The sequence below is a fragment of the Gemella haemolysans genome, from assembly GCF_012273215.1.
Lineage (GTDB): Bacteria > Bacillota > Bacilli > Staphylococcales > Gemellaceae > Gemella > Gemella haemolysans_A.
In genome coordinates, this window is sequence record NZ_CP050965.1 from 1,034,921 (window position 1) to 1,047,462 (window position 12,542).

Here is a 12,542-nt window from a genome sequence, read left to right on the forward strand (position 1 = left end):
ATCTATTTTAGACTAATGCTACTTTTTTAAAAAATTTAAATTATTATTCAACTCCGATAATGTATGGATATACCGGTTGTCCTGATTCTATAAGTTCTACTTCTACGTCAGGGTATTTTTCTTCTATTAATTGTTCTAAGAAATCAGTATATTCTTCTGTACTTTCTTCACCTAAGTAAAGAGTTACAATTTCTTTATCTTCATCAATAGATTTTTCTAATAATTCTTCTAATACTGTATTCAGAGATAAGTTAGAAACCACTATTTTTCCATCTTTAATTCCCATGAATTCATCTTTTTTAATTTCAACACCTTCGATATTAGTATCACGAACAGCATGTGTTACTTCCAGAGTACTTACTGTTGATAATACTTCTTGCATATTAGCGAAGTTTTCATCAGCTGAAGCTTGAGGATTAAACACCATAACCGCAGCTAAACCTTGAGGCGCTGTTTTACTTTCAATAACAAAAACATTTTCCTCAGCTAACTCAGCAGCTTGTTTTGCTGCAAGTTGGATATTTTTATTATTAGGGAAGATAAAAATGTTCTTAGCGTTAACTTCTTTAATTGCTTTCATTATATCTTCAGTTGATGGATTCATAGTTTGTCCACCTTCCACGATATAATCAACTCCCATAGAAGTTAATACTTTACTTAATCCAGCTCCCATAGAGATAGAAATCATTGCTTGTTCTTTTAGTTCTTTTGGAGTAGTCGCTTGTTTAGCTTCTTGTTTTCTTAGAACTTCACGGTGCTGTTCTCTCATATTATCAGATTTAATCTTGATAAGTTCTCCATATTGTTGACCATAATTGAATACATCTCCTGGAGTTTCTGTGTGAACGTGAATTTTTACATACTCACTATCAGAAATAACTAGAAGAGAATCTCCAAATTTACTCATATCTTCACGGAATTTATCTTCGTTGAAATCTTTTTTCTCTTTATCAAGACGAACAGTAAATTCTGTACAGAATCCATACACGATATCTTCTGGAGACATAAAGTCCATATCGTGATCATCTTCAAACTGCATATCAACAACATTAGTCTCTACAGATTCTAATCCTTCAATTTTTTCACCTTTAAGTGCAGCTACGAAACCTTGATATACACAAACAAGCCCTTGACCTCCTGAGTCTACTACACCAACTTCTTTTAGAATTGGTAATAAATCCGGAGTTCTTTTTAGTGAAGCTTGAGCTTCAACATAGATTGCTTCCATTACTTCTACTACTGATGTAGTATTTTCAGCTGCTTTAAGTCCAGCTTCCGCTGCTTCACGAGCTACTGTTAAAATAGTTCCTTCTACTGGTTTAATAATCGCTTTATAAGCAATACTCACACCATTTTGAATAGCAACTGCAAACTCTTTAGCATTAACTTCTTTTTTATCAGCTATGTGCTGAGACATTCCTCTAAATAGTTGAGAAAGGATAACACCTGAGTTTCCACGTGCTCCCATTAATAATCCTTTAGAAAAAGACTTACCTAATTCACCGATGTTTTCTACAACATTTGCAGCTGTTTCTTTAGCACCTGATGACATTGAAAGGTTCATATTTGTTCCTGTATCACCATCTGGTACAGGGAAAACATTTAATGAGTTTATTTTTTCTGCATTTTTAGCTAAATTTTTTGATCCTAAATCAATCATTTCAGCTAAAACGAGTCCGTTAATTTTCTCCACTATCTTTCCTCCTATTTATTTACCTTGATGCCTTGAATATAAATGTTGATTTCATCAACTTTGACACCTAAAGTTTTTTCAATTTGATATTTTACTGAAGATTGAACATTGTTAGCTATTTCTGAAATTTTTGTTCCATACATAACTATAATATATAAATCAATTACAAGTTTTTCTTCATCTTTTTTTACTACTATTCCTTTTGCGTAATTTTCTTTACGTAAAATTTCTGTAATTCCATCCTTAACTTGATTTTTACTAGCCATTCCTATAATTCCGTAACAACTTACAGCTGCACCACCTGCAACTGATGCGATTACATCATCACTAATAGAAACATGACCATATTCATTATTAATTTCTAATGACATATCTTTTCCTCCTATTTTAAAAATAGTCAACTGAACATACGAACTATTATACCTTTTTTAACAGAAAAATACAAGTGAAACATTGATAATTCTTTACTTAGAGCCTTTTAGTATCCCTTTTATATTGCTAATATTATTTATTATTATTAATAAATTCCTTAGAATGAATCATTAATGTAATGACATCACACACTGGTGTAGGAATATTATGAATTTTTCCAAGTCTTGAAATTTCTCCATTAAGATAATCTATTTCCGTCAAACGACCATTCTTCATGTCTTGATATAATGATGGATAATGTGCTCCAGCAGTCTCTAAAGGAAAACAATTTTTTATATTATTTTCAATTACATCTTGATTAATATCAATCCCTTCAGCTTTACCTACAGCTGTAATTTCATTTAAAACCGCTCTTGTTAATTCTAAATTCTTATCATAGCTTCCATACTGATTAATATTACAATCAATAAGTGTGCAAAAAGTATTTAACACACAGTTTAAACCAGCTTTATGCCATATTGATTGATATGTATCTGCCGAATATTTAATATTTAATCCCGCATCATTTAATCTATCTACAAGTTTCAAAGTTTCATCTAAGTTAATCTCTTTAACTTGTTTTAACTCTATTTTTCCCGTTCCATGAGCATTTAATACACCAGGACCTCCTAGTCCACTAGTCCACACTGTTACACCAATAAGAATGTTCTCTTCTTTTATATAATCTTTTAAAGTCTCAACATGACCTAAACCATTTAAAATACAAATGATTTTAGTATCATCGTGAAATAAATGTTTAACTTTTTCTAGCATAGCTCTTAATTGCATAGATTTAGTTGCAACAAAAACTACATCATATTTTCCTCTAACTTGATCAGGATGATATGTCGGTATATAATAATTACCTAAATCCACCTCATCAATTATAACTTTTAATCCATTATTAGTAATATTTCTTACATGTTCCTCCCAAGAATCTACAAATGTTACATCTTCATTATTTTTAAATAACATATACCCAAATCTTGAACCAAGAGCTCCTGCTCCTGCAAATAATATTTTCATAATTAATCTCCTTAAAGCGTATTCTACCTTAATTTTATAACTATAAAATAACTTTGTCAATGTGTTATCAAATCAATATAAATAATTAAAATAACCTAACAAAAACATCTCTTAAAAAACGAATTTGTTAAGTTATTTTTTATATACTATAAATTATAGATTTTCTGGTTTATATGCATCTTTCTTATATAATTTCAATACATCAGAATAAAATCTATCTGCTAAAAATGCAACTGTAAATGGAATTACGAAGAATGCCAATAACACTGGTAATAAGTTACCATTATTCATTGCGTATGATTTAGAAGGTCCGATTAAACCGATAATACCAAATCCTGCACTCTCGTGTGTCCCAAGAATTTTTAGGAAATATCCTGAAAGTCCTGTGATTGCTGCTGTTGTTAAAATTGTTAATAGTAACTGTGGTTTACGTGCACAGTTTGGCATCATAAGTTTGATTGCACCTAAGATAATAGCCACACTAGCACCTTTACTTTTCGCTCTATAAGTACCGATAGCTAGTACCGCTGCTGCTGAAACTAATCCTAATGTTGCAGCTCCTGCCCCCACATAGTTTTCATTAGAAAATAGTATTAATCCCATCGCAACTGTTGATACAGGTGTAACGATTAAGAACGAAAATGTCATCGTTATTAAAATACACATTAACACTGGTTGTAATGTTGTAAATTCAAAAATGATCGATGCTAAAAGTTTAGTTAAACTCTTAGTATATGGTAATGTTACTAATCCTAACGCTGCTACTAATCCTCCAGTGATTGGTAAGAAAATAATTGTAACAGCTCCGAATTTATCTTTAACAAGGTTAATTGCTAAAGCTCCAATAATTGTAATTAAAATGACGTTAAATAAATCTCCCATTGGAACCCCAGTCCATGCTTTTGCTTGTGCATTAAAAGTTAAAGATCCACTTGCTGCTAAGACTGTCGCTCCTAATACTGCTGACTCTAATGGTTTGAATTTTAAACTTTGCCCTACAATAACTCCTACTAAAACTGGAATTGCAAATTGTAATAAATACATCGCTTGAGTTAATGTAGTGAATAATCCAGGTGCAAATAATGTTCCTAAATATTTAAATAATGTACTTAGAACTGCATTTGGAATTAATCCTGCAACAACTCCTAAAGCTGTACCGTTTAAAATAATATTAAGAAAATCCCTTACTGATTTTGTCATATACATCCTCCTTTGTTTGTTTTTAATGAATATAATAAATATAATAATATAAAATCAAACAAAAGTAAAGAATTTTTTGAAAATTTATCTATTTTTTCTTTATTTTATTATGTAAAGCGTATACAAATTAAAAAGCAGCTAACATCATTAGGTATAAAATGATATTTAGCTACTTTTATAATACTTTTATTTCATCACAAAATTACACTATAATAATGGTTTTTTATTCGGTGTACCTGCTTTTCTAGGATATTTGTTAGGTGTCTCTTTAGCTTTTCTTATTTCTAAAATATGACGCTCCTCACCTTCAATATCAAATTCTAAATCTTGTTCTAACTTTCCACCTAGAAGTTTTATTGCATTAATCGCTTCTTTCGTCTCTTCTTCCGCTTTTTGTGCTTTTAAACTTAAGAAATATCCACCTTTTTTTACTAACGGTAAACACAATTCAGCTAATACATTTAATCTTGCTACCGCTCTAGCAGTTACGATTTCAAAACTTTCTCTGTAGTCTTTATTTTGTCCAAATTCTTCTGCCCTAGCATGAACAAAATTACAATCACTAAGTCCTAGTTCATCTTTTACTAAATTTAAGAACTTAATTCTCTTGTTTAACGAATCAACAATCGTAACTTTTAAATTTGGATATAATATTTTCAATGGGATTGAAGGAAATCCTGCTCCACTTCCCACATCACAAATACTTTCAATATTAGAATAATCTTTATAGAAAGCTAGTGAAATTGAATCAAAAAAGTGTTTTGTATAAAATTCATCTTCTTCGGTAATAGCAGTAAGATTTATCTTCTGATTCCATTCAACTACTAAATCATAATATTTACTATACTGCTCTTTTTGAAGCTCTGATAATTCTATTCCTACCTTTTCTTTTACTGCAGCATAAAACTGTTCTTTATTCATTGTTTGTTCCTCTACGTTGTTCTAAATATACTAATAAAATAGAAATATCCGCTGGATTAACTCCTGAGATACGAGATGCTTGACCAATAGTTAATGGTAATACTTTTTTTAGTTTTTCCCTTGCTTCTAAAGCTAAACTTGGTACTTCATCATAATTCAGATCTGTAGGTATTTTCATCTCATTCATCTTCTTAAGTTTTTCTACTTGTTGAAGAGATTTTTTAATATAACCTTCGTATTTAACTTCGATTTCAACTTGCTCTACTACATCTTTAGGAAGAACTGTATCATCATTAGCTAAATATAGAACATTTGCATGGCTTAATTCTGGGCGTCTTAGCATATCAATCGCCAAAATACCGTCACGAATTTCCGCACTATTTAATTCTGCTAGTTTTTCTAGAGTAGCAGCTGTTGGAGTTATTCTGAAAGTTTTAAGTCTTTCAATTTCGTCAGCAACCATCTTACGTTTTTCACAGAATTTATTATATCTCTCTTTAGTTACTAAACCGTAGTTATAAGCTTTTTCAGTTAAACGCATATCAGCATTGTCATGACGTAATAATAATCTATGTTCTGCTCTTGAAGTTAAAAGTCTATATGGCTCATTTGTTCCTTTTGTTACTAGGTCATCAATAAGAACTCCAATATATGCTTCATCACGACCTAGAATCATCGGCTCTTCACCAAGCACTTTACAAGCGGCGTTTATTCCAGCCATAATACCTTGACCTGCTGCTTCTTCATAACCACTCGTACCATTAATTTGACCCGCAGTAAATAACCCGTCAATTAATTTTGTTTCCAATGTTGGCCATAGTGTTGTTGGATTTACTGCATCGTATTCAATCGCATACCCATTACGCATAATTACTGCATTTTCAAGACCAGCAATACTATGTACCATGTCACGTTGAACATCATCTGGTAACGAAGTAGACAGACCTTGTACATATATTTCTTTCGTATTTCTACCTTCTGGTTCTAAGAAAAGTTGATGTCTTTCCTTATCGTTAAAACGAACATATTTGTCTTCAATACTTGGACAATATCTTGGTCCTGTTCCTTTAATCACTCCAGAATACATAGCTGAACGTCCTAAGTTCTTATCGATAATTTCATGTGTTGTTGAATTTGTATAAGTTAACCAACATGGTACTTGATCTTTAACAAATTCTTTAGTTTCATAACTAAATGCATGTTCTTCTTCATCACCTGGTTGAATTGCTGTTTTAGAAAAATCTACACTATCCGCATTAACCCTTGGTGGTGTCCCAGTTTTAAACCTAACTAAGTCAAATCCTAATTCTTCTAATTGTTTCGCAAGATCGATAGATGGCATTTGATGATTTGGTCCAGAAGAATATTTAATATCTCCAATTACAATTTCACCACGTAAATATGTACCTGTAGTTATAATAATTGTTTTTGCTTTATACGCTGTTCCAAGCATAGTTCTTAATCCAACTACTTTATTATCTTCAATAATAAGTTCACGTACCATTGCTTGCTCAATATCTAAATTTGGAGTATCTTCTAAAATTCTCTTCATCTCTAATTGATACTCAACTTTATCAGATTGCATTCTTAGTGCACGAACTGCTGGCCCTTTTGCTGTATTTAACATTTTACTTTGAATATTAGTCTTATCAGCTACTCGTCCCATTAGACCACCAAGTGCATCTACTTCACGTACAACAATTCCTTTTGCCGGTCCACCCACACTCGGATTACACGGCATAAACCCAATAGTATCTAAATTAATTGTAATCATTAGAGTTTTAACACCTTTTCTACTTGAAGCATGTGCTGCCTCAATTCCGGCATGTCCTCCTCCAATTACAATAACATCATATTCTTTTAAAAATTCAGTCATAGTACCTCCATATATTTTAACGTAATTGCAAAATAATGCTTTGACCAAAATTTTGATATATTACTAAATTTTTACCTTTATAATATTATCATATCGAGAAGAAAAACACTAATAATATACCTATGTTCATAAAAAAATCGTAGCACTTTCGTACTACGATTTAAATTATTTATTCTGTTACTTTATCAAACTCATAAAATTTATCTTTATTAAATAAACCTAAGTGTTTATCAACCATTATTGAGTTTGTCATACCACCACTAACATTTAAGCAAGTACGTCCCATATCTAAAATTGGGTCAACTGCTAAAATTGGGTTAATTTGATTGAATAATGCTCCAAAACCTACTCCGTTAACTGAAACTGAGGCAGCTGTAATTGCTGTACCAGGAACCCCTGCGATACCTACAGAACCTAATGTTACTACAATAACAGTCATAATAAATAATGTTGCATCAATTGTTATTCCATTTGCATTAGCTAAAAATACTACTAACATTGTTGGATAAATACCAGCACATCCTTGCATTCCCGCTGTAGAAGAGAACGAAGCAACAAAGTTTGCTGTTGACTGATTAACTCCCATTTCTTTAGTTAAAGTATTAATAGTTAAAGGTAATGTACCCGCACTTGAACGTGAAGTAAATGCTAAAACTAATGGCTTACTTGCTTTTTTAAAATATGTAACAGGTGAAACACCATGTAGTAATAAGAATAATCCTTGAATTACAAATTGAATTACTACTGCTACATATAATAATCCGATAAATAATAATACATCTTTAATTGATTTTAATCCTCTTTGTGCAATTGTGTTAGCTAGTAACGGAATTACAGCATAAGGTAATAATCTAATTATTAGTACTGTCATTCGAGATACAATAGCATGTAAATTAGCAATATAGTCTATGAAAGTTTTTACTTTACTTTCATCTTTATTTTGAATATATCTTGCAGCTAGTCCGATAAACATCGCAAAAATTACTACACCAATTACATTAAAGTCAACCATTGCTTTAATAGGATTTGAAGGAATTAATTCTCGAATAATTGTAACAACATTTTTTACTTCTTTAATTTTACTATCCCCATTACCTAAAACAATAGAACTACTTCCAAGTTTAAATACTGCAGAAACTACAAAACCAACTATAGAGCTTATTGCAACCATTCCTAATGTAATAATCAGTGTTAATCTTGTTAATTTTTTAACATCAGTATTAGCATTAATATTTACAATTACATTGATAATTGAAACTAATACTAATGGTACGATTAACATTTTAATTAAATCAATAAATCCATTCCCAAATAATGAATACCATGTAGTTGTTTCAGCAACATATTTAATCTTCATCGGTTCATCACTAAATCCTGAATATGCTTGTATACCAATCCCTAGAAGTAAACCTATTGCTGTTGATAATAACGTTCTTTTTGAAGAACTAACTCTTTTTTTTGCTAAATAATACATTAAGTAAAATAACGCAAAAAGTACTACTAAAAATAATAATGTTTCTTTTGTAGAAATCATAATAAATTTCTCAAAAAATGTAAATTTGTTTTCCATTTTCTATCCTCCAAATGAGTTTTTACTCATCTTCTTTTTTATTTTGTAAAATTTTAATCTTAAATTTTACTCCATCTACAGATAGAATGGAAAAGATAATGACCTTTTTCCATATTGTACCTCCGTAATGTAAAAGATATTTAAATTAAACTACAATTTTCAGAAATTTTCAATAGTTTTGCTCAAAAAAATATATTTTATAAATTCTTTTTATTTACTTAATATTTTTAATAAGTTATAATAATGATTAGTTATTATTTATATATTAATAGAATGGAGGGATTTTTTTGAGTATTAAATTAGTTTACGCAAGTTTAACAGGTAATACTGAAATGTTATCTGATTTAATAATAGAAAAATTCGAAGAAGAAAAAGGTCTAGAAATAGAAAAACTATTTATCGAAGACATGGAAGATTTTGATTTTCTAGATGATGCAGATGCTTTTATCGTTGCAAGTTATACATATGGTGAAGGTGAACTTCCTGAAGAAATGGAAGAATTTTACGAAGCATTAGCAGATAAAAACTATGAAGGAAAAATCTACGGGGTTATTGGAACTGGTGATACTATCTACGATGAGTACTGTGTTTGTGTAGATCAATTCGATGAGCAAATCGCTAAAACTGGTGCTACTAATCCAACTGAAAATCTTAAAATTGAAATTGAAGCAGATACTGATGAAGATTTCGAAAACATTGATAAATTTATTGAAGCATTCGCTAGCGCTCTATAATAAAAAAAACGGTTATGATAAATCATAACCATTTTTTTATTTATCCTTTAAAGAAAACATTAACCCTTTCAAATTCGTCTTCCCAATTATTCCAATCTAATCTTATCTTAGAATTTTCTTCAAGAATATCCTCAACTAAATTTTCGATTGTAATTTCTTCTAATGAAGCTTTAATCGCTTTATTCACAGTATTAACCTTTTTCAAGTATTTACTATAACGTTTATCTACCGCTAAAGCACCTTCAAAAATTTTTGAAACATAGTCTGTTTTTAGTGCAAAAATTTCTACTTCGTCATTTAGCGCTACATATATATCATATAAAGTAACTTTTTTATTTGACTTGTATTTATATCCCCCGCCAATACCAGTGTTAGCTTTTACTAGATCATTGACAACCAATTTTCTCATAATTTTTTTCAGATATGTTGGAGAAATATTTAAACGCTGGCTTATTTCCTTAGAATTCAAGAAAACATGTCTATCTTGAAGGTATAACATAACCATTATACAGATTGCTTGTTCAGTACTCTTTGTTAAATGCATAAACTCAACCTCTTTTCTTTTTAATATAACTCTACTTACATCCTTATTTTATGATATATTTTTATAATTGTCAAATGTTATCTTAATTTTTCTCCCCAGTATTGATAATAGGTACATTCAATGGAACCATTAAAAAGTTTTCTTCTTTTTGTTGCTTTTTTTCCATATAAATGTTCAAACATTTTATGAGATGTTAATAAATAAAGTGACCAATGTTTCTTATTTTTAAGCTCAGTTCCTAAAAACTTATACATTGCTTCTACTTCTTTTTTCTCACCAAGACGTTCACCATAAGGTGGGTTTGCAATTACACATCCAGTTTCTTTTTTTGCCACAAAGTCAAATACCGACATTTGTTTGAACTTAATTACTCCTGCAAGTCCAATTTCCTCAGCATTATTTTCAGCCGTCGCAATCATTTTAGGATCAATATCAGAACCATATAGTTCTAATTCTTTATCATAATCAATAAGATCTTCTGCCTTATTTCTTTCTTCATCTACAAGACTTTTTGGCATCCATGGCCACTTTTCAAAGTCAAAGTTTCTATTAATACCAGGAGCCATATTTTGAGCTGCCATAGCCGCTTCTATTAATAATGTTCCAGATCCACAGAACAAGTCATATAATGGTGTTTCACCTTTCCAGTTAGTTAATTTAACCATTGCTGCTGCTAGTGTTTCTTTTAACGGTGCAGTACCTTGTTTAGCACGGTATCCACGTTTATGAAGTCCATCTCCTGAAGTATCTAGTAGGATAGTTGCAATATCATTCAACATAATTATCTCTAATCTATATCTAGCACCAGTTTCTGTTAACCATCCTGTAACTCCATAACTCTTTTTCATTTTTTCTACAATTGCTTTTTTTACAATAGACTGACAGTCAGAAACACTAAATAATATAGACTTATGACTACGTCCATCTACAGGGAACTTAGCATCTACTGGAAGATATTTATCCCATTCGATTGCTTTAGTTTTTTCAAATAATTCCTCAAAAGTATACGCTGGAAATTGTGCTACAACGATTTTTACCCTGTCAGCACATCTTAACCATAGATTTGAACGAACTATCGCTCTTTTATCTCCAGAATAATAAACTCTTCCATTTTCTACTTTTGTCTCATAACCTAACTCTTGAACTTCTTTAGCTACTATTGCTTCAATTCCCATTGGGGTTGTTGCTACTAAATTAAATTTCATCTCTTCCTCCTTAAAAAAAGAGGCTCCTAAGAGCCCCTAGAACTAGTTGTTTTTCTTATCATAAGCCATATTCTGTATCTATCTTACTCAAACGAGACTAGTCTACTCTCGTAAAAATAGCTGTGATCATCTGTCTAAATATATATATATATATATATATATATATCCTATTCCTACATTCATTTCTGCGGAATAAGTGCTTCTACCAAAATTTGAATTGCTCACTCAAGGGGTTTACCGCGTTCCACTTCTTATATTTCTATAAGAACTCCGTCACTGTGGCACTTTCAAGACATATAACCATATAGAAAACTACTTAGGTTATATTTTCTGCCGTCACCATAAGGTGCCTAAACTTATTTTTTCGTTTAGCGTTGAACACTACAAGCATCTCAGCCTGTGTGAGTATGGACTTTCCTCAGCATTTCTGCCGCGATCACTCAAAGAAAAACACTTATACTACTTTATACTAAAAATATTATTTTGTAAACAATATTTTAAACTATTTTTCTAAAACAGAAATTTTCCCTTCAGCAATTTCTTCTAATGCTTTACCTACTTCTTTGTGAGAAGTATATTTATCTAATTTTGCTGTTTCAGGGTTTGCAAATAATTCTCTTGCTCTTTTGCTTGCTAATGAAACTAACATATATTTTGAATTTACTTTTGATTTTAATACATCTAATTTTGGATATAACATCTTCTTCTCCTACATTTCTTCTAATTCTAATAATGCTCTTCTATATTTCATCTCTATACGTTCGCGTTTTAAATGTTCACTAAGTATAATTGCTTTGATTCTTTCTACAGCTTTATCTACTTCATCGTTCTCTACTACATAATCATATAGATGCATCATATTAATTTCTTTTTTTGCTTTAGCTATACGTGATTCTATTACTTCATCGCTTTCTGTACCACGACCTTTTAATCTATCTTTAAGATCTGCAATACTTGGTGGAGCTAAAAATATAAATAAGGCATCTGGGATTTTACTTTTAACTTTCTCAGCACCTTGAACTTCAATTTCTAAAAATATATCTTTTCCTTTTTCCATCGTCTCCCTAACGTACTTAACGGGAGTTCCATAATAATTGTCGACATATTGGGCATATTCTAATAATTCACCTTGTTGAATTAAACTTTCAAATTCTTCTTTTGTCTTAAAGAAATAATCAACTCCATCTTCTTCACCAGGTCTCATGCCTCTTGATGTCATTGAAATTGAATATTCGAAGTCAACATCTTTACTTTCAAAAATTCTTTTTCTTACAGTACCTTTACCTACTCCTGAAGGTCCTGAAAGAACTATTAGTAATCCTTTCTCCATTTTTCGTATCCTTCTATTAAGTTTTATTATCC

12 protein-coding genes and 1 other RNA gene are annotated in these 12,542 nt (G+C 30.7%); 1 reads left to right on the plus strand and 12 read right to left on the minus strand.

Translation table 11 applies throughout. From position 1 onward, the window contains the following. Window positions 1–43: 43 nt before the first annotated feature. The 7 genes from FOC48_RS04850 to FOC48_RS04880 form a co-directional block, all read right to left on the minus strand. Window positions 44–1,693, minus strand: a complete 1,650-nt coding sequence (locus FOC48_RS04850; RefSeq protein ID WP_003146847.1) for a DAK2 domain-containing protein — start codon at window positions 1,691–1,693, stop codon at window positions 44–46. A gap of 11 nt (window positions 1,694–1,704) precedes the next feature. Then, window positions 1,705–2,064 carry an Asp23/Gls24 family envelope stress response protein gene (locus FOC48_RS04855; protein WP_003146848.1) on the minus strand — a complete coding sequence of 120 codons (360 nt, stop codon included), beginning with the start codon at window positions 2,062–2,064 and terminating at the stop codon, window positions 1,705–1,707. A gap of 133 nt (window positions 2,065–2,197) precedes the next feature. Beyond that, window positions 2,198–3,130, minus strand: a complete 933-nt coding sequence (locus FOC48_RS04860; protein WP_003146849.1) for a ketopantoate reductase family protein — start codon at window positions 3,128–3,130, stop codon at window positions 2,198–2,200. Window positions 3,131–3,283: 153 nt separating this feature from the next. Beyond that, on the minus strand, window positions 3,284–4,330 hold the full coding sequence (locus tag FOC48_RS04865; protein ID WP_003146850.1) for a PTS sugar transporter subunit IIC: 1,047 nt from the start codon (window positions 4,328–4,330) through the stop codon (window positions 3,284–3,286). A gap of 207 nt (window positions 4,331–4,537) precedes the next feature. Beyond that, the gene (gene rsmG / locus FOC48_RS04870) at window positions 4,538–5,251 is read right to left on the minus strand and encodes a 16S rRNA (guanine(527)-N(7))-methyltransferase RsmG (RefSeq protein WP_003146851.1); all 714 of its coding nucleotides are present in this window, start codon (window positions 5,249–5,251) and stop codon (window positions 4,538–4,540) included. After that, the gene (gene mnmG, locus FOC48_RS04875) at window positions 5,244–7,127 is read right to left on the minus strand and encodes a tRNA uridine-5-carboxymethylaminomethyl(34) synthesis enzyme MnmG (RefSeq protein ID WP_003146852.1); all 1,884 of its coding nucleotides are present in this window, start codon (window positions 7,125–7,127) and stop codon (window positions 5,244–5,246) included. Before mnmG ends, rsmG begins: the two co-directional genes overlap by 8 nt. A gap of 169 nt (window positions 7,128–7,296) precedes the next feature. Continuing rightward, window positions 7,297–8,697, minus strand: coding sequence for a cation:dicarboxylate symporter family transporter (locus tag FOC48_RS04880; protein WP_003146854.1), 1,401 nt, complete (start codon window positions 8,695–8,697; stop codon window positions 7,297–7,299). A gap of 287 nt (window positions 8,698–8,984) precedes the next feature. Here FOC48_RS04880 and FOC48_RS04885 point away from each other — a divergent pair, with 287 nt between their 5' ends. Further along, a complete protein-coding gene (locus FOC48_RS04885) occupies window positions 8,985–9,431 on the plus strand; it encodes a flavodoxin (RefSeq protein WP_003146855.1) in 447 nt (148 codons plus the stop codon). A 40-nt stretch (window positions 9,432–9,471) separates the two neighbouring features. On the opposite strand, the gene FOC48_RS04890 is transcribed toward FOC48_RS04885, so the two are convergent. The 5 genes from FOC48_RS04890 to gmk all read right to left on the minus strand — a co-directional run bounded on the left by FOC48_RS04890 (window position 9,472) and on the right by gmk (window position 12,510). Next, window positions 9,472–9,975: an RrF2 family transcriptional regulator gene (locus FOC48_RS04890; RefSeq protein WP_003146856.1), complete on the minus strand. Its 504-nt coding sequence runs from the start codon at window positions 9,973–9,975 to the stop codon at window positions 9,472–9,474. Window positions 9,976–10,052: 77 nt separating this feature from the next. After that, window positions 10,053–11,180: a THUMP domain-containing class I SAM-dependent RNA methyltransferase gene (locus FOC48_RS04895; protein WP_003146857.1), complete on the minus strand. Its 1,128-nt coding sequence runs from the start codon at window positions 11,178–11,180 to the stop codon at window positions 10,053–10,055. A 56-nt stretch (window positions 11,181–11,236) separates the two neighbouring features. Continuing rightward, window positions 11,237–11,628, minus strand: an RNA gene (rnpB, locus tag FOC48_RS04900) — RNase P RNA component class B. Between the two features lie 54 nt (window positions 11,629–11,682). Then, window positions 11,683–11,880, minus strand: coding sequence for a DNA-directed RNA polymerase subunit omega (rpoZ, locus tag FOC48_RS04905; RefSeq protein ID WP_003146858.1), 198 nt, complete (start codon window positions 11,878–11,880; stop codon window positions 11,683–11,685). Between the two features lie 9 nt (window positions 11,881–11,889). Continuing rightward, window positions 11,890–12,510, minus strand: coding sequence for a guanylate kinase (gene gmk, locus FOC48_RS04910; protein ID WP_003146860.1), 621 nt, complete (start codon window positions 12,508–12,510; stop codon window positions 11,890–11,892). Window positions 12,511–12,542: the final 32 nt, after the last annotated feature.